The 19,121-nt window shown below is 44.2% G+C and carries 16 protein-coding genes; 8 read left to right on the top strand and 8 right to left on the bottom strand.

The features are described 5' to 3' along the window. Positions 1-103: 103 nt before the first annotated feature. Positions 104-748, top strand: coding sequence for an HD domain-containing protein (locus VMW01_06475; GenBank protein ID HUW05886.1), 645 nt, complete (start codon positions 104-106; stop codon positions 746-748). A gap of 1 nt (position 749) precedes the next feature. Here VMW01_06475 and VMW01_06470 read toward each other — a convergent pair whose 3' ends face one another. Continuing rightward, positions 750-2,738 (bottom strand): TonB-dependent receptor plug domain-containing protein, encoded by a 1,989-nt coding sequence (locus VMW01_06470; protein HUW05885.1) that lies wholly within the window; start codon positions 2,736-2,738, stop codon positions 750-752. Positions 2,739-2,915: 177 nt separating this feature from the next. On the opposite strand from VMW01_06470, the gene plsY reads away from it, so the two are divergent. Beyond that, entirely contained in the window at positions 2,916-3,551 is a 636-nt protein-coding gene (gene plsY / locus VMW01_06465; protein ID HUW05884.1) for a glycerol-3-phosphate 1-O-acyltransferase PlsY, read from the top strand. Here the strand turns inward: plsY and cdaA are convergent. Together cdaA and folP are read right to left on the bottom strand one after the other, a co-directional pair. Next, a complete protein-coding gene (gene cdaA, locus VMW01_06460) occupies positions 3,548-4,342 on the bottom strand; it encodes a diadenylate cyclase CdaA (GenBank protein ID HUW05883.1) in 795 nt (264 codons plus the stop codon). The genes plsY and cdaA overlap by 4 nt on opposite strands. 2 nt (positions 4,343-4,344) lie before the next feature. After that, a complete protein-coding gene (folP, locus tag VMW01_06455; GenBank protein HUW05882.1) occupies positions 4,345-5,133 on the bottom strand; it encodes a dihydropteroate synthase in 789 nt (262 codons plus the stop codon). 186 nt (positions 5,134-5,319) lie between these two features. Between folP and VMW01_06450 the strand changes: the two genes are divergently transcribed. Next, positions 5,320-6,003, top strand: coding sequence for a hypothetical protein (locus tag VMW01_06450; GenBank protein ID HUW05881.1), 684 nt, complete (start codon positions 5,320-5,322; stop codon positions 6,001-6,003). 92 nt (positions 6,004-6,095) lie between these two features. Next, positions 6,096-7,373 carry a BT_3928 family protein gene (locus tag VMW01_06445; GenBank protein ID HUW05880.1) on the top strand — a complete coding sequence of 426 codons (1,278 nt, stop codon included), beginning with the start codon at positions 6,096-6,098 and terminating at the stop codon, positions 7,371-7,373. A gap of 155 nt (positions 7,374-7,528) precedes the next feature. Here the strand turns inward: VMW01_06445 and VMW01_06440 are convergent, their stop codons facing one another. Next, positions 7,529-8,071 carry a hypothetical protein gene (locus tag VMW01_06440; GenBank protein ID HUW05879.1) on the bottom strand — a complete coding sequence of 181 codons (543 nt, stop codon included), beginning with the start codon at positions 8,069-8,071 and terminating at the stop codon, positions 7,529-7,531. 719 nt (positions 8,072-8,790) lie between these two features. Between VMW01_06440 and VMW01_06435 the strand changes: the two genes are divergently transcribed. Further along, positions 8,791-9,102 carry a hypothetical protein gene (locus VMW01_06435; GenBank protein ID HUW05878.1) on the top strand — a complete coding sequence of 104 codons (312 nt, stop codon included), beginning with the start codon at positions 8,791-8,793 and terminating at the stop codon, positions 9,100-9,102. Here VMW01_06435 and VMW01_06430 read toward each other — a convergent pair. Together VMW01_06430 and VMW01_06425 are read right to left on the bottom strand one after the other, a co-directional pair. Further along, positions 9,095-9,583 (bottom strand): hypothetical protein, encoded by a 489-nt coding sequence (locus tag VMW01_06430; GenBank protein ID HUW05877.1) that lies wholly within the window; start codon positions 9,581-9,583, stop codon positions 9,095-9,097. The two genes, VMW01_06435 and VMW01_06430, sit on opposite strands and share 8 nt — an antisense overlap. 166 nt (positions 9,584-9,749) lie before the next feature. Next, positions 9,750-11,345 carry a DUF6119 family protein gene (locus tag VMW01_06425; protein HUW05876.1) on the bottom strand — a complete coding sequence of 532 codons (1,596 nt, stop codon included), beginning with the start codon at positions 11,343-11,345 and terminating at the stop codon, positions 9,750-9,752. Between the two features lie 341 nt (positions 11,346-11,686). Between VMW01_06425 and VMW01_06420 the strand changes: the two genes are divergently transcribed. Beyond that, positions 11,687-12,541: an SPFH domain-containing protein gene (locus VMW01_06420; GenBank protein HUW05875.1), complete on the top strand. Its 855-nt coding sequence runs from the start codon at positions 11,687-11,689 to the stop codon at positions 12,539-12,541. Position 12,542: 1 nt separating this feature from the next. After that, positions 12,543-12,731, top strand: coding sequence for a hypothetical protein (locus VMW01_06415; GenBank protein ID HUW05874.1), 189 nt, complete (start codon positions 12,543-12,545; stop codon positions 12,729-12,731). Positions 12,732-13,310: 579 nt separating this feature from the next. On the opposite strand, the gene VMW01_06410 is transcribed toward VMW01_06415, so the two are convergent. Beyond that, the gene (locus VMW01_06410; protein HUW05873.1) at positions 13,311-14,012 is read right to left on the bottom strand and encodes a 16S rRNA (uracil(1498)-N(3))-methyltransferase; all 702 of its coding nucleotides are present in this window, start codon (positions 14,010-14,012) and stop codon (positions 13,311-13,313) included. Between the two features lie 45 nt (positions 14,013-14,057). On the opposite strand from VMW01_06410, the gene VMW01_06405 reads away from it, so the two are divergent. Continuing rightward, positions 14,058-14,579, top strand: a complete 522-nt coding sequence (locus VMW01_06405; protein HUW05872.1) for a metallophosphoesterase family protein — start codon at positions 14,058-14,060, stop codon at positions 14,577-14,579. Here the strand turns inward: VMW01_06405 and VMW01_06400 are convergent. Beyond that, complete coding sequence (locus VMW01_06400) at positions 14,561-19,120, bottom strand: hypothetical protein (protein ID HUW05871.1); 4,560 nt, start codon at positions 19,118-19,120, stop codon at positions 14,561-14,563. The two genes, VMW01_06405 and VMW01_06400, sit on opposite strands and share 19 nt — an antisense overlap. Between the last annotated feature and the right edge of the window lies 1 nt (position 19,121).

The raw sequence follows: 19,121 nt of genomic DNA, 5'->3' as shown, positions 1-19,121 counted from the left end.
ACCATGCATCTTTACAAAAAGTTGGATTCCCCGGTTTTAATACTACGACTCCTTACTGACCTTCAGCTGCAATTGTTATTTTTACCGAAATAAACTTAAAGCCATGACGGATTACCAGCAAGAGTCAATTGAGAAAACTTATCGGTTTGTTGAGCAGTTCCATACACACGACACCACCGGCCACGACTGGTGGCACGTTGAACGGGTAACCCGCACGGCAAGAAAGTTAGCAGTGGAGGAAAACGCCAACCTTTTCTTGGTAGAGATGGCAGCACTTCTCCACGATATTGATGATTGGAAATTGGGCCTTGAGGAGGATAACAAGACTGAAGCATTCCTTGAACAAATAAGCATTTCGGCAGAAGACAAGCATAGCATACTTAAAATCATTGATGAGGTAAGCTTTAAGGGTGCTGAGGTAGCTACGCCCACCTCCTCAATCGAAAGCATGTGCGTTCAAGATGCCGACAGGCTCGATGCCATTGGAGCCATTGGTGTTGCTCGCGCATTTACTTACGGTGGTTCAAAAAATCGCAGCCTCTACGAGCCCGATGTTGCGCCAACTATGCATCACTCCTTTGGGGATTATAAAACCAAGCATTCGCACACCATTAACCACTTCTACGAAAAGTTGCTTTTGCTTAAGGAGAGGATAAATACACCCACAGCAAAAGCCATTGCCGAGGAGCGCCACGCTTTTATGGAGCAATTCCTAGTTCAATTCTACAGGGAGTGGAACGCAGAGTAGCCTAAAAATTGAAAACTAACCGTGAGAACACGGAGGCCGATTCGCCCGGTAGCGGTAGGTGACCACCATTGTATGGTTGAATAGTAGGCATATTCTTGTCGAGGATATTGTGGCCACCAAAGTAAAGGTCAAGCCCCTCAACACCAATGTTTCGCATGGTGAGCGCAACATTCACCACCGCAGTTTCTGCATATTTCTTTGTGCTTAACCCATAGGATGTAAAACCATAGCGAGGGCCGTAGTAGGAAATTGACGGAGTGAGGGCAATATTCTTAGTAAGGTTAATCGCTGCTATCGTGGTTACCCGTTGGTTGGCAAAACCTGGATATGCTGCATTATCCTGCTCCACAAGAAAATTTTCCACGCTATTCTTGAGCGCCGTATAGTAAGCGTAGTTGACCTGAAGATCTACATACTTTATGCTATATCGAAGATCGGCTTCCATTCCATAGGCACCCTGTTTGCCTCCATTTGCATACTGGCCAACACCAGTAGACGGGTCGGCAGCATAAACAATAACCTTCTCGAACAGCACCCGGTAGGCATTAAACGACAGCCAAGTGGAGCGAAAAACCCGATACCCAAGTTCAACCTCCAGGTTAGTTGCCTTTTCGGGCTCAAGAATTTTTCCCGAATTAAAATTTCGCATGGAAACCACTCCCCCTGGAACACGAAAAGATTGGCTGGCCATTGCCTTGAAGTTAAAGCCTGTCCAAGCGCGTGTAATGCTTATGCGGGGCACCAATGAATTACCAAAGTGGTTGTAGTAATCGTATCGCGCACCGGCAGTAATGTTTACCCATTTTGAGAAAAGAAGAAGCTGAGCGTAGGCCGAAAAATTGGTGATGCCAAAATCATTATTGTTGGTAAGATTGTCACTAGCAACATCCAAAATATTACACCTTGAAATGGAGGAGCCAACTAAAATGTTTGAGCCACCACCTAAATTGTAGGTCGAGCTAATGTCGAAGTCTACCTTTTTGCTATACCGCTTGTTGAAATATCCCAAAGTAGGAACCTGCAGCTGCCAAGGATATTGCTGCTTATACTGCAACTTGGGAACAATTTTTATAACATTGTTTACCGCGTAGGTATAGGTTGCCTCACCAAAGTAGCTATCGAAGCGTTGATCGTAGGTTTTTGCGTTATTCAATGCAGTGCCATAAAGCGTGGCTATTTGCAGCCGATAGCTGTCGAGCATTCCCCTTATGGAAAATCCCTTGTATGCAACACGGAGGTTGTAGTTGCCAACACCAATATCCGACTTGTCGGCCAGCTTCACCAGAAAACCGGTGGCGTCGATCCAAGTTCGTGTAGCCCGTGTTCCGGTTCCTTCGGTGGCGCTGAAATTAACCACCCCATTGGTGAAAGGTTGGGTAAAGCCAAGTGAGAAATCGCTATGGGTAGCCGCATTTCGTGAAAAAGAGTTTAGAAATGCACCATGCGATTCAGCCTTATTTCCTGTAGCTTTGGTAATAATATTTATAACCGCAAGGCTTGCATAACCTCCATACATTGCGCTTCCGGGTCCTCGAATAACCTCCACCCTTTCAATCATGTCCACCGGATAGTGTCCACCCAGCTGCAGGGTAGCAAACAGCTCCTCGTTGGCCTCCTGCCCATCAATAAGCAGTAGCACCTTGCCCTCATTGCCCCAAATTCCATGAAAACCAACGCCAACTACACCTTCAACATCAACCCCAAAACCCATTCCCGGAACAAATAGCGTAAGCACATCCACCAGATCGCGAGCACCTGCCCTGAGCATCTCCTTCTGATTGATTACGGAAACAATGCCCGGAGTCTCCCTGATATTTACAGCGCTCTTAGAGGAGATTTCTACGGGAATATTCATCAGCTGCTCGAGCGACAAATCGTAAAAGCGATCGCCCGAAAGCATTGTAGTATCCACCTGCGCAAGGAGGGCATTGGGTGAAAATGGCCCAACCATAAGAGCAACAACAACTATGAAACACTTAGCTATCTTCATCTTACACTACAATTAATGCTATAATGTAACGCGCCGGAGGAGGTGGCATTCTGTTAGGAAATATAAGCCATTTGGCATACAAGTTCAAGTAATTAGAAAAGAAAACGCTCATCATTTTTGGGGAGAGTGGAATTGGTATATATTTTTCCCAAATTTGCTCCATCTAAAAAGTATAAAATGCAAGCACTGCACATAGTTGAAGCGCTCTTGGCTGCCTATCTTCTCGGCTCAATTCCAACATCCATTTGGGTTGGAAAAGTTTTCTTTGGCATCGACATACGCGAGCATGGCAGCGGAAATGCTGGGGCCACCAATACCTTTAGGGTGATGGGTGCAAAAGCAGGCATTCCTGTTTTTGTTATTGACGTGGTGAAGGGTTGGTTTGCGCTCTACCTAGCAAGGTATTCCGGCATTGCTGAAGGTTCAGAACTCTACGTTATCTTTCAGCTATTCTTGGGGCTATGCGCATTTCTTGGACATGTATTTCCAGTTTTTGCTGGCTTTAGAGGAGGAAAGGGAGTTGCAACATTAGCGGGCGTTAGCGTTGGTCTCCACCCCCTAGCTACACTTTGCGCATTTGCCATCTTTGCAGTTGTGTTTTTGTTAACGGGTTACGTTAGCGTCGGTTCCATGTCGGCGGGTGTTGCGTTTCCGCTATTTGTGGTATTTCTATTTAAGGAGCAAACATTTGCCCTTATAGCATTTGCCTGCGCCATTGCCGTATTTATCCTCTTTACCCACCGTAAAAACATAAGGAGGTTGAGAGCCGGCACCGAATCACGATTCTTCTACGGAAAAAAACAGCAAAGCTAATCGTTACTGCTTAGGGCAGCCTCAATTTCAGCGGTAAGTTCGGCCGGTGAAAGTTTAGACTTTACCTGTCCATCCTTCACAAAGGAAATCTTGCCCGTTTCTTCCGAAACAACCACCACCACAGCATCGGTATGCTCCGTAAGGCCCAGCGCTGCCCGGTGACGCATTCCATAGTTGGCAGGCACATTTAAACTCTCGGTAACCGGAAGCACGCAGCGCGCAGCGTGGATTCTATTGTTGAGTATTATTACGGCACCATCGTGAAGGGGGCTGTTCTTGAAGAAAATATTCTCCAGTAATCTTGGGTTCAGCTCTGCATCAATTCGGTCACCCGTTTCGGAGTAGAGTTCCAACCCCGATTGTCGGGCAATTACAATGAGCGCACCAGTCTTAGTTTCGGCCATATTCCGAGCCGCCTTCACCACCGCCTCTATGTTGAACTTCCGCTCCTCCAAGTTTCGGCCTGGAAAGAATAGCTTCTCGATGGAAAAGTTGTAGCGCGAGAAGTAGCGGTTGCCGATAAAGAGTAGAAAACGCCGTATCTCCTGTTGAAATACAATTAGCAACGCAATTACACCGAGTCCAATAACCTGTCCCAGAATGGAGCTGAGCAACTCCATGTTCAGCGCCTTTACAATGAGCCATACCACGTACAGCACAAAAACACCAACAAAAATATTTATGGCAGCAGTGCCCCTAATGAGCATATAAATCTGATAGAACAGCAGCGCCACCAAAACTATGTCGATAACGTCGAGAAAGCGGACGGTGATAAAAGCGAACTCTACCATGGTTAGAAGTTTCTATACTTTTTATACTGCTCCATTATTTTGATGGTCTCCATAGCCTCCTTTACATCGTGTACCCTGAGAATGGAAACACCCTTAAGCAAAGCAATGGTATTCAGCACCGTAGTGCCGTTAAGGGCACCCTCGGGTGTGGTTTCAATTAGCTTGTAAATCATCGATTTTCGTGAAAATCCTGCAAGTATAGGTAAATCAAAAACTCGGAAATCATTCAGCCTAGCCAGCAATTCAAAGTTATGGTCAATCGTTTTTCCAAAGCCAAAACCGGGATCAAGAATTACATCGTTTACGCCTAGCAAGTTAAGTTGCTTTAACTTTTCGGAGAAGTAGAGGAAAAGTTCCCGCTCCACATTATCGTAAACGGGATTTAGCTGCATCGTTTCGGGACTTCCCATCATGTGCATCAGCACATACGGAACGTGCAGCCGGGCTACTGTCTCAAACATCTTACCATCGAGCTCGCCGCCCGAGATATCGTTTACAATGTTAACGCCAAACTCCTCCACCATATTACTGGCCACCTCGGAACGGTAGGTATCAACAGAAAAAATAGTGTCAGGAAAATCTTTACGCAAGGTTTTAAAAGCAGGAGTAAGCCGCTCTATCTCCTCCTTTAGGTTTACCTGTTTGGCTCCGGGTCGGCTTGAGTATGCCCCAACATCGATAATGGTAGCACCCGCCTCGAGCATCTGTTCTACCTTTGCCCTAGCCTCATCAACCGATAGCGATCGGCTATCGCCATAAAAGGAATCGGGGGTAATATTCACTATGCCCATTACCACGGGATTACTCAAATCCAGAAGCTTTCCGCCACATGATATTGTGGCTTTTTTAAGGAACAAAGAGGCACTATTTTCCATTTTTACTATCTTGCATCAATTTTCATTGCTGCTTCAAAATTAACAAACATAATGCTTCGGCTATAACTACCGAAGTTTTTTTTCGAAAAAACAGCTTTATCCATGCTTATAGTATTCGAAGGACTCGACGGTGCAGGCAAATCGACTCAGGTTAATTTGCTCAAAGAATACATTCACGCCAAAGGAATAGAGTGTGAGTTTATGCACTTTCCCTGCACCGACTCCCCCCTTTTTGGTGAGCTCATCGCACGCTTTCTTCGTGGCGATTTGGGTAATCTGGAGATCGTAAATCCCTACCTCATAGCATTGATTTATGCCGGAGACAGGCACAATGCCGCCGAAACCATTCGAGGATGGCTCAATGAGGGGAAAGCAGTAATCCTCGACCGTTACGTGTACTCCAACATTGCATTTCAGTGCGCTAAACTGGAATCCAAAGAGGCGCGCGAAAAGCTCCGCAACTGGATTTTCGACATGGAATTTGGCTACTTCAATATTCCAAAAGCCGACGTAAACCTCTTCCTCGATGTTCCCCTCAGCTTTACGGAAAAAAAGTTGGCCGAGCAGCGCAGTGGTCCCGACCGCGACTACCTCATGGGAAAGGCAGACATTCACGAGGCAAGCATATCCTTTCAAGAGCAGGTGCGCGAGGAATACCTCGACATGTGCCGGCTACGGATGAATATCGACCTGGTTAGCTGCGCCAACGCAGAGGGAACCATTGATACACCGGAAAACATCTTCGGCCGAATTACCAAAGAGATGGAACGGCATGGCATTGCTTAAGCTGCGAGTGCTGCTTGAAAAATGTCATAATTAGCATACTACCAACCAACACCGCAGCGTTTGCTGCAAAAGAAATTGAAAGCAATAGCACTATGAAAAAAATTATAAGCATTGCAATTCGAGTGGCAACTCTCCTTATAGCTGCTCTTTTCATTTTTTCAGGTTTTGTAAAGGGCATCGATCCGCTGGGAACCACCTACAAGCTGGTGGACTACTTCGAGGCATTTCACCTCACTTTTCTTAACCCCATAGCCACACCCCTATCCATTTTGCTTTCGTCGGCAGAGATGCTCATTGGCCTTGCGCTACTATTTAAGGTAAGGGTGAAGCTGGCCGCTTGGGCTGCCTTTATTTTTATGGCATTCTTTACCGTGCTCACCTTTATTCTGGCTCTCTACAATCCGGTATCGGACTGCGGCTGCTTTGGCGATGCCCTTATCCTTACCAACTGGGAAACATTCTTCAAAAATCTGATATTCCTACCCATAACCTATCTCATTTTCTGGCAGCGAAATGCCATTAAGGAGCGATTCAAAAGAACAATAAACAGTTGGATTACCGTAGGAATACTGGCACTCGCTGCCATCATGGTTTCCATCATCTCCTTGGCCTACCTCCCACCCATCGATTTTCGACCATTTAGGGTTGGCGTTAATCTGAAAGAGGCAATGGATACTCCACAAGGTGCCCCCACGGATATTTACAAAACCACCTTGGTTTACGAAAAGGATGGCGTGAAAAAAACCTTCGACGAATCCAACTACCCTTGGAAGGATACTACATGGAAGTTTGTGGATAGCAAATCGGTTTTGGTTAAGAAGGGCTATACCCCATCCATTATCAGTTTTTCGCTGCTCGATGAGAATGGCACCGATGTTTCCGATCTCGTTGTTAACGGAACTGGCTACACCTTTCTGCTGGTTGCGCCCAAGCTGGAGAATGCCAACCTTAGCCGAATAAAATACCTCCGCTACCTCGACGGTTACTGCCTCGCCAACGGCCACAAATTTCTCGTAACCACCTCATCCGATTGGGACAAGATTAAGAGCTTTGAGGAGCAGATGGAATTACCCGTTACTGTTACCCAGGGCGATGAGGTGCTGCTAAAAACCATTGTGAGGTCAAATCCGGGATTGCTGCTGATATACAACGGAACCATTATTGGTAAATGGAGCTGGCGAACCATGCCCGTTTTCCACTCTTCCAACCAAAACTTCCTCTCCTTCTGCCTAAAACAAAACCAATCGATGCTGGCACGGAGAATGGTAGTGAGCCTCATTCTGCTTTTAGCGCTGGGCTACATGTTCACACTTTATCTGAAGAAGAAGAAAAAGAAAAAAAGAAGTAAATCGGAAGCTATTCGGAAGTAATACGGGAGTTATCTGGATGTTAAATAATAAGAAAAATTGTAGAGACGCACGGGTTGTGCGTCTCTACTGCATTAACATCGAATATCGTCAACCATGATGGTTAAAATTACCAAATGTCGTATTCAGCATCAAGGCATGTTAGCCGGGCCGATGGACTATAACCAAGAAATTAGGTATTGATCGTACTCCGCTCCTATTCTTACCTCGCTATTAAGATCAACCCTTACTCCCGACACACCCGTTTTCCGAATAAGAGCATCGAGCAAACCAATCTGAAGAACCGCATTAAAGTTCTGGGTCTTTCGCATGAGAATGGATTTGTCGGTGTGGCTTACTATTTCCCAACCGCGCTTTTTAGGATCCTGAACGCCCTGCTGAGCAGTAATAATAAGAGCATTCATAGTATCAAGAGGTGTGGGCTTTCCAACGATCAACTTTTTGGTGAGCATCATTTCGTAGGTAGATTCTCCAATATTTCGCCCAATTCTAATGAGGTTGAATTTTCCCAGCTTGTTCTCAATCCAGTCGCACATATCAATGTAGACCTGAAGAGGAATTTTATTGGTGGGCTTTGTAAAATCATAACCGTTGGCAAGGTTAAACAGCTCCACATAATCCTGCCTTTTGTCTTGGTAATTTTTTAAAATGTCGTTAATAACGCCAGCTATAACTGTTACGTTTTCGGTTGATTTGTCCATGATTGAAAGAATTGAAATTGGTTTATTAGGTTTTTGGTTCATTATCAGGGACAGCGAATGTACGTCTTTTTCACCAAATTACACTCTTCCGTATTTTGATCGAACCGCATTTTACTGAAGGACAAATGTATTTCTAGCATGCCACCATCAAGCTAAGCGGACATTAAGAATTTATAAAGGAAGTTATAAAGGAACAGAGAAGTGATAAGAAGTCGCGCAAAGCGAAGATCCCGCAACAGCGGGATTAGAAGAATATCAACCGATGTATAGAGGCACAGCTGTGCACCTCTACTGTATTAACCCACTATCCCAATTCCAAAATACCGCATTACTTACACCGCTTGGGAAGACCCTAGCGCAGCGTGTTGAAGAAAAAAGCAAAATACCCATACTGTAAGCCCAACAGGTAGCCAAATACGTTGATGTATTAGTACATTTTGCCCAACGGGAACCCGTTGGCAAAAAATACTTTTCTAGCTACAAAAAAGGTAAACCCAGCGGCATTGACCTCGTCGGTGGATTAGCAATTCCCGAAACGAAAACAAAAGGAGGACAACCCGGTGCAGCAAGAGATTCCATGAAATCAAATAATAGCGCTCTAAGCGCAAGGGGCTGAAGCGCTGATAGGCAAGCTTACAGTAAACAGGGTAGGAATATTTTACCGCATCGTAAGGTTTTTGGAATGATTGGAGGAATGAATATTTGCGAAGGAAAGACTAATGGGCGCAACTATTAAGAATCAATCAATGGCGTATTCAGCCAACTTGGCGAGCACAGTTGGAATGGACTTAAGTCCGCTCCAACTACAAAGGCAATATCAGTTAGCACCTGTCCGCAATCACTTATTGCCAGATAGTTTTAACCGCAACTATTTTCATTTCTTAGGTGGCGGTGACGGTGGTGGAGGTGGCGGGTTACTGTGTCCAGGAAAACTTTTCGTCCCAGGAGAAGGGGTAGATGGTTTTGGTAACGGAGGATTCTGTGGAGATGTTGGTCTTGGTGTTGTAGTTTTATTTTTCATAATCAGTTAATTTTTTGTGTGTAGTAATTACATTGTTTTTCAGCCTCGGTTTGAAAGTTTTTGAAATCAAAAAAGATAATGTCTTCAGGCACCTTATCGAAAATAATGCACTTTTTTCTTAATTCAAAATAAATTCTGCTTGCCTCTGGTTCATCAATAATTGAATAATTTGTATTATGCCATAATTCCTCTAATTCTAAAGAAAGTTGTTGCCAAAGAATGTTTTTTTCGTAAAAAACTTTAATATATTTTGGGAAAAGGAAATATGGTTTTGCAATTGTTATAACTTGACTAATTGCTATAATAAGTGCCCAAAGTAAAGGAAACTCTTTCCAAATAGCCCATGCAGCAACACTTGAAGTAGTTGTAAATACTAAAAACAAATTCAAACTCAAATCTAATTTTTGATAATGCTTCAAAATTAATGATGAGAAACATTCATTTGTTTTTGAATCGTTCAAGAAATTCCAAATTTTTGTTCTAATCTCCATTTCACATTTATTATAGTCCGTAAATGTCTTGACATATAACAATCATTCGAATAAATAATAACGAACTTCGGAGCACTTCCCTAACAAGTTAAACTGAACATGATGTTGAGTAAAAAACCCAACCGCCCCAATAAGTTACCTGCCCAAGTATACGTAGTTGAGGTTGTTATTTCAACAAGATTTTTTTAACTCGTAATTTAAAACCCATTACCATTAACTCTTCCGCAGTTAGCCTAAAATTAACCAAACTAAAAAAGGGTAACGAATCAACAAATTTTCGTGTTTTCTTTTCAATTACTGCAAATGTTATTGTATAGTCATTTGGATTAAAGTTTTTATCATCCAACGCAATTAAATTATTGCTGAAGCCAAGTGATCTAACTTTTGTTCTCAAGTTTTTTCTATAAGTTCTATCCCTTCTCAATGAATTAGAAGAAATTCTACCTTGAGCAAATAAATGACTCAAAGTTGAAGAACTACTCCTAAATTTGATATGAATAAATTCATTGTGTTTTGTGAACACATCACACGCTTCTATTTCAGAACGAGATATATCTGAACGGACAAGATTCCTATCCAAAAGAATGAAATCGGGGTTAGAATTAGATAATTTTACATTATATCTTCCTTCATCATCACCTGCATCACAGTCAATAAAATTAGTATCTGATTCGCTTATTTTGCTACAATACTCATAAATAGACGTATAATAATCGTTATCTACTCGATACCAATTTGACATTGTGAACACATATCTATCACCTAAATATTCCGTTTCAAAATTTAAAAAACGCCAAAGATTAAACCCAACAATTTCTTCATTTGGCTCCTTAAAAAATATTTTTTGCCTCATGAGTTTATCCCAATCCAAATCCATTAGATCATTATCTTTCAAAGAATAAAAGTCCTTAATATCAAATTCGTTAAACACTCCTCCTTTGGGTGTATATGTTATTCCTTCAAATTTTTCCCAATCCATTATAAAAGGAGGGGCTAGATGAATAATATTTGTATTTCTACTTTTTAATTCATTGATTAATTCAGCTCTAAGTTTTTCTATAATCAACGGATCTCTTTCAGTCTTAATATTATCAATCCAATCAAATCTTTTTTTATAGGTAAGTTTATGATATTCCTTTTTTAATTTTCTTAATATATCTGGAATTTTTATAATGTTAGTTTTGGGCGCAATATAGATACCTTCATTCCCAGTAATAACACTTCCAAACTCTCCAGGTAAGACTACATTTGGTTCACCTGTAATACTCCTAATCAAATCTTTTAAAATATCAATATTAAAATAATCTGGTGAACCTTTTTTAGAAGCTTGAGTTTTAGTTAGTATTGACAAATCGCCAATGTTTGCTTTATCAATACTCAACAACTTATCAGCATTGATAATATTCAATGCGGTCTTAAGACCAAACTCTCTATCAATACTTTCTTCCTTAATTAAATGTTTTCCATATCCAAAAGGAATAGCAAAGTACCTATCATCAATTAAGAAAAAAACAACAGCTCTATTGGAAGAATTATTAAGTGGTGGAAGCTTGTCTTTTATTCCTTCTTGTATTAGGCTTCTCCAATCTGGCTCATTTTCCTTTGTTAAACCTATCAAGACTTTTCCACTGACCTTGATTTTCTCATTAAAATCATACTCCTTGTATCTAACTTTATCTTTTAATGCCTCCTTATAGTTTCTTATGGAGTCCTTTAAGAGATAAATTGCTAATCTAAAATTCTTTAAATCTTCATTATTCATATGTTGTGTATAAAGATTTCGCGATTAACTTGTTTATATGTCTTCCAAAATCATCCTTAAACCAACCCAAATTATACATTTCTTCCCAAATCCAACAATAAATCAGAAAGTATTTTCAAAAATTAATTCAAATCTAGAGAAACCAGAGCCTACAAAGCCCACATATTAATGCAATTTTCATTGTTGCGGTTTGTTTTTATGCCCACGATAAAAGCGCCCAACTCCACTGGTCAAAAAAGGAGCGAAAAAACTTGACAAACCCATTTTCGCACGCTATATTGCAGTCGTTTTAATATCATATTGATATCACTCTTACTAACCATAAACTAAAAAGCATACAGATGAAAAGTGAAAAGACAATTAAGCCAACCCCAGGATGGGTGGGCGTTATCGTGGTGCTACTCAGCCTTGGACTAGCTATTGGTGGACTTGTTATGGGGATTGTGCTTGCATTTGTGGTGTTTATCATCCTGGCCATCTTCTTCACCATTGGTTTTGTGGTAAATGCCCCCAACGAGTCATGGGTGCTCATTTTCTTTGGGCGCTACGTGGGCACCATTAAGGAGAACGGCTTCTACTGGGTAAACCCGCTCAACGTGAAGAAGAAAATTTCGCTTCGCGCCAAGAACTTCGACAGCGAGCCCATTAAGGTGAACGACAAGGTGGGCAACCCCATCATGATAGGCCTGGTGCTGGTGTGGAAGGTGGAGGATACCTACCGCGCTGCCTTCGACGTGGACGACTACCAGCACTTTGTGGTGGTGCAGAGCGATGCCGCCCTCCGCAAGCTGGCCGGCCTCTACCCCTACGATAACTTCGAAATCGAGAACGCCGAAATCACCCTGCGTGCTGGTGGTGAGGATGTGAATGAGCAGCTGGAGTCGGAGCTCCGCGAGCGCCTCAACATTGCCGGTATCAACGTTATTGAGGCACGCATCAACTACATTGCCTACGCATCGGAAATTGCCGGTGCCATGCTGCGTCGCCAGCAAGCAACGGCCATTGTGGCAGCCCGTGAAAAGATTGTGGAAGGTGCTGTAGGCATGGTGCAACTGGCCCTAAATCAGCTATCGGAAAAGAAAATTCTGGAGCTCGACGACGACAAGAAGGCTACCATGGTGAGCAACCTAATGGTGGTACTCTGCTCCGACGAAAGCGCCAGACCGGTGGTAAACACCGGAACACTTTACAGCTAATATGGCAAAAAAAGCATTTGTTCTCAGAATTGAAGAAAGCACGTTAAAGGCCGTTGAGAAGTGGGCTGCCGACGAGTTTAGGAGCACCAACGGGCAGCTGGAGTGGATGATAGACAAGGCGCTGAAGGAGGCGGGCCGGTCGCGAATTCCAGCCACGGAATCCAACGATAGTAATGAAAAGGTGGAATAGCACCTATTGCCTTTCAAATGAAAAAGCGGAGCGTTATGCTTCGCTTTTTTTGTATGTCTAATTAGGTTGCGCACCTACGGAGCGCTATGCTCTGTTGGTCCGTCGGTTGCTATCAACGTGTGGCCTCTACGAGGCCGTCGGTTGTAATAAACTGATGCTATGGAATTTTGGTGACTGCCGCAATGGCGCAACAGACACAAAACCGTTTTATACGTTGAATACATATAAGACGCAAAATTGTGCAAACCATTTCATCTAACATCTATTTGCTATTGTGGTGCATAATACGGTATGCCTTATTGCAAAACGTTGGAACGTGCACCGTTCGTTTTTGAGGGCTTCCATTCCATGGGCTAACGCCCATGGCTATAACATTAAACCCGTTTAGGGTTTCATCATGGTATACGGATAAAATCGGTTGAATTCTTTGAATTCTCTAACTCCTTATAAATTCTTTGACTCCTTGCCATTATCCGTCAATGACAGAATTTTCGCTACGACTTCTTCTAACTCCGTTTAACTTCTTCCCATTCTTTTAACTCCTGTATAACTTCCGTCTAACTTCTGAATTTTCTTTCCTTAACAATTCAACAAACTCAGCGCAGCGGCAGCCATCACCCCGGCAGTTTCGGTTCGTAGGCGGCTATTGCCTAGGCTTACGGCGGTAAAATCCTTACCAAAGGCCAGCTCAACCTCAGCGGGAGAAAAGTCGCCTTCGGGTCCTACAAGCACGGTACACGATGCACCGGGGCTGAGCCAGTGGTGAAGCAACGGTCTGGCGTCGCCCTCGCAGTAAGCAATGGCTCTGCTCCCATTGTGCTCCATGGCCATAAGCTGCTTAAATGGGGTCATGGGGTTAACCTTGGGCAGGTAAGCATGCATCGACTGTTTGGCGGCAGCCAGCACCACACGGAAGCTACGATCGAGCTTAACATCCTTGCGCTCGGAACGGTCGCACAGCAGCGGCGTAATTTCGTCGATTCCAATCTCCACCGCCTTCTCCAGAAACCACTCATACCGGTCGATGTTCTTTGTGGGAGCAATGGCCACATGCAGCGAATAGGGTCGCCTGCCATATTCGATGGTTGTTTCTACAATAGCTACCGTGCTATGCTTGGGATGGGCCTCGGTAACCTCCCCAAGGTAGAACCCACCTGCACCGTCGATAAGGTTAACCCTATCGCCACGGTTGAGCCGTAGCACCCGGGCACAGTGGATTGACTCCTCTTCGGAAAGGGTCGCAATATCGCCCACAATCTGATTGGTGTAAAAAATATGCATGGTGATAATTGGTTATCTTGCCACAAATTTAGCTAAACATTACGAATGGTTAAGGTAGGAATTCTATCGGACACGCATGGACAGGTGGACGACAAGGTGCTCAAGTTCTTAGAGAGCTGCGATCAAATTTGGCACTGCGGTGACGTTGGGTCACCGGAGGTTATTAACCAGCTACAAAAAATTGCTCCGGTATTTGCCGTGTATGGCAATATCGATGGGCAAAACATTCGAATTGATCACCCCCTGTTCCAGTCATTTCAGGTAGAGAAAGTAAAAACTCTTTTCCTGCACATTGGTGGTTATCCGGGACGCTACACCCCCGAGGCGCGCGAGCTAATAGCGCAGCATAAGCCAAAAATATTTCTGGCGGGGCATTCCCATATCCTCAAGGTTATCTACGACAAGAAGAACGACCTCCTGTTTGTAAACCCGGGTGCAGCAGGCTTTTCTGGGTTTCATCTTGTACGAACAGCAGTACGCCTCACCATTGATGGCGATAAGCTTAAAGACCTAGAAGTTGGCGAATGGCCCAGACGACAGATTGTTGGCTACTCCCCTGAAGGTTGACTAGCAGGAGCCTCACCCTGCTGAATTTCAGCAAAACGCGTACGGGCTGCACCCAGCACATTCCTATCGGTTAGCACGTAGTTGTAGTGGGGCATTCCACGCTTACCCTTTTGGGTTCGCTGTCCTGACTTCTCATTCCTAATTGGCACCACAAAAGCATCGGAATAACCGGTGGTATGCATTGTCCCACGAATATAGGAGAAGAGGTAGTATTTGCCCTCCGCTGGTTCAATGTAAAGGGTGAAAAGGTCGCCGGAGCGTCGCTTTGTTATCTCCACATATCCCTTTACCCTTTTGTGCACCTGCACACCGCCCACCATGCCGATTCCAATATCACCCTTGGATACGAAAGACTTGGTATCCTGATTCCATTCAAGGGTAAGATCGGTAAGCACAATGGTGTGGTTTAAGGCCTCAGGGATGGTGGTAACCTTGCCGTAGAGGTTTATTTCGTTGAGGAGTACCTGCGACTCCTTATAACCCACAAAATTCTGGAGGCCCAAAACAAATGACTTGCGCGACATGTCCACCGGGTTAAGCCCCTCCGTTGCATTTAGGTCAGCGGCCAGTGCCTGCAAAGCCGGTTGATTAAAGTAGAACTCCATGGTCATAATTCCTTCCAACTTGGCCTTGTTGGTTTCCAAATTGTAGGCATGAGTTCCGGCCATCGCCACCTCCATTCTGCCAAACTTCGATGCCAAACTCAACTTCCCCTGTCCTGTCAGCATACAAAAGTCCTTGTTCAGGGTAATTACATTCCCGGTGCTGTCGGCATGGCCATACATCTCGGGAGAAGAGACCACAAACCGGCTCTGTTTCTTCATGTAGTAAAGATAGCCAGAGGCTGTAATCAAAGGCTCACCCATGAAAAACTTGTGATAGCTAAGAAATCCCGGGAAGATATGCACCGAATCGGATGCAAGATAGGTTCCGGTGTACAAAAGCGACTGGTTTACGTCGAACACCGGCTCTCCGAATGGGATAACAACGCTATCGGGATCAATTTGAGTTTTGAACCTAAGCCAACTTTTAACAATTCCAGGGCAATCTTGTATTGGTCTTACCCCACCCGAAAACACAAGATAGTGGTTCTGTCCACGAAGATCCACCGATCCAATAAAGTCGAAGTGTGGACTCAGTTTAAAGCTATCGGGCTCGGTAAGGGTGGCCTTGGCGTATGTCTCAATCTTCGATTTGTCAACGTTCACATCCTGAAAAAGAATGGTTTCCACATTCTTATCCGCATCAATGTAGTCGTATTTACCACTAGCTTTGTAATCCTTTCCTCTAATTACGGAAACGTCGGCATCGTAAATACGATGGAAGTGGCTATGCCTGTCAACAAATATCTCGCCCTTATGGAAAGGGGTAAGCAGGCCGCCCCTTTTCACATTAACAAGCCCCTCGCCAAGCATTATCTGTGCATCGGCCACGAGCAGATACTTCACCTTTTCGGCCGCGATAGTAGCCGAATCGATGCTGTAGGTAGCCATGGGGGCTACAAAGTTAAGGGTGTCCTGATCGGCCCTATTCGACACAAAGAGAGCACCAGTAGAGACCGTATCGTTCGGAGTTACTTGATTTCGCTTAACAATATTGATCTTTTCAAGCGGCATGGGCCGAGTGGCGGTCATGGACAGCTCGTAGCTGTTCATGTGCCAAACCAACTCATCCAAAAAGGAGGTATACTTTGCCTCCGGCAGTGAAGCTTGTATAAAGGCTCCATTTTTGCTGAAGCGTCCTTCACGCTTATCCATATCGACAGTTGCCTTTACGCTATCGGCAGTAAAGGCCAAAGCCTGCTCACGGTTAAATATGCTAATATCGGTAGTATCACTCTTAAACTTTCGGGCATCGTATGCATACCTTTTGGCAACAAGCTGGCCATTTTCAACCTTGGTGGTTCCGTTACCGATGAGGCCTATCGGGGTGAGGACCAAATCACCTGTGAGCGTGCTCATGCCATCGAACATGGTAAATGGCTTTTCGCCATTGTATATAAGCATGGTATCCTTCCGTGGATACCACTTCTGCTTGTTACCCACACCGGTAACCTGAGGGAACTGAATACCCGAAAGTTGTTCGTCCAGTGAAAACTGATGGGTGATTGCCACCATCGAATCTGGGAAGAAGAAGAATCCGGGAGAGGTTGTGCGGGAGGTAAGGTAAGTGAGGGCACCCTTCCCTATCAGCCCCTGATTGCTCATGTCTAATTTCTCATAAAATACACCCTTCCCCTTGTAAGCCCTAAGCCCTTCGGAAGGTGTGATGTGAACAAAACCAAGTGAGTTGTCGGGGCGAACCACCAACGTCTCCTCAAATGGTGGAAAAATATCGTCCGACTCAAATTGGCCAGTAAACTTCAGGTCGGTTTTTTCAAACTGATTGAGGCTATCGATGGTGTATGGGTATAGTCGGAAAAAAAACTTCTTCCGATTATAAACTCCATTGAATATCGTTGGAGCATCATAGTAAACGTAGGACTCCTTGGTGCTCTGAAAGATTGGGTACTGAGGATTAAACTTCAATCCAGACTTATTATTCGGCTGATCAATAAGCAAGTTTCCTGAGATAGATTCAAGGGTGTTGCCCACGCGCGCAAGCATTCTGCGGCCCAAAGCATCGCGTGTATTGGTTCTAATGTCAATATTTAGAGAATCAACCTTGTTGAGTTCAAACTTAAAATCGTCATAGTTAAAAGTAAACCCATTGCCAAAGAAGGTAAAGAATCCGGCCTGCACTTGCCCATCAAAGGAAAAGTTTCGGTTTTTCTTCATAACAATCACACCTCCTCGGGGAGCAATGTAAACATTTTGTGAATCGCTAACTGAAATATTGGTCACCCCCGAAATCTTCATATCGAGGCTATTTAGGTCGATGGTAGCGTTTGGGGTTGAACCGTTGGTTTGGGAGGCAAACCGAATTACATCATAGTCAATCTGTCCCGCACGGGCCTTAAGTGCTTCACGCAACTTGGGAGTTAAAGTAATCTCTTCATTTTCAATATCGTAAAAGATATAGCCCATTTGGGCAATCTGCATGAGCAGCATCTTTGTTTCAGTTATGTTTTTATGAAGGAAAACGGCAAACGCCTGGGCGGTCAGTGGCTTTTTACCCATCCTATGAGCAAAGTTGCGCAGTGCAAATACTGGATGCTGCTGGTCGCGGCCCATGAGGTTATCGAAGTAATCGATGTTAAAAAAGTTTTCCGATTCAAAGTTTGCCCTATTAAGAGTAGCGCCGTAGCCACCTGAAATCACTAGTGAGTTGCTCCCGATCTTCCATTCTATTTGATCTGTTGAAATAGAAAGCTTATGGTAGGAATCGTAGTATGGGCTGTTGGAGAGCATCAAGTTGTTGGGGACAAGCATGGCCTCCTTTTTCGAGTCATTGTAAAGCAGATCAATGTTGGAGTGAAAAAGGGAGTCACCATTGAGGCTAACGGTGACCTGCGCGTTGGTAGCCCTCAATTCGGCTTTCTTCATAATCACCGACCGAGTTACAGCCTTAATAAAATCGTAGGTCCTTCCCTCACTATTTACCCTCTTAAAAATCACCTCAGCAGGATTCTCTCGCGAACCAATACCCAGCAAGCGAGCACCCTTAACCTCAATACCGCCATCAAAGTCAACATTATTGTATAGGTTGGAGATGGAGTAGCGCTGCTGGTATGTTTTAAATCGCGGATAGGTCATTATGTCGCCGGCAATTCCATTCTCAATCTTCATTGAAAGTTCGCCTTCAAGGCTCGATCGAAAATAGGTTTTATTGAAATAGGCAACCGTATCGGCCTTGAACCCATCTTGATCGAACAATACGGTATATCGTTGCAGCTTGGCATATACCTCATTAGCGGCATAGCCATTTTTCTCCCAAGTAACCGTTCCCCCCCTGCCGCTCCAAATCCCGGTTAATAGGTTGAGACTCCCTACCGTTTCTTTCGCCTGAATGGTATCGACCCTTGTCTTACATAGGAGTGTGGATTTCGAAACTTTGGCAACCAAAGCCGGGCCTGAGGCAAACTTAAATTCACGAGGAAAAACCGCCCAGGAATGCCCAAGTGTTTTGTAGATTACGTTAGAAGAATCGAGTAGCACCTGAGTGTTCAAAAAAAGATGATACAGCTGCGAAGGGCTGGCTGAAACAACCTCACTAACGGTGGATAATCCTTTCAACCAAGCATCGAAGCTATCCTTGGCATGGTTTGATTTTCCGAACATGAGAATCGAATGGAGAAAGCCAGACATGTGAGGGATGGCCAACACCTTTCTCTCCAACAAATTGTTGGCTAAGGAAATTACCTGGTTCTTCTCCTCGTCGGTAAGGTAGGTTCCAGTGTTCCAAAAAGTTACAAAATCCTCAAGATTCTTTTTATCATCTGGCTGAAGATCCTTTCCAAAATAGGTGAGCAACTCGGGGCAAAACGATGCGGGATCATTGGAAAACTTGTCGAACCCAGTTCGTTCGGCCTTAACCAGAAAAATTGTGGCAATGAGCGCCACAACAAAAAGAATCAGCTTCGCCTTTTTGGAAAATGCCATG

Origin of the sequence: Williamwhitmania sp., assembly GCA_035529935.1 — a bacterium.
Lineage (GTDB): Bacteria > Bacteroidota > Bacteroidia > Bacteroidales > Williamwhitmaniaceae > Williamwhitmania.
The sequence above is the reverse complement of the archived record's forward strand: the minus strand, read 5'-3'. Positions and strand labels throughout refer to the sequence as shown.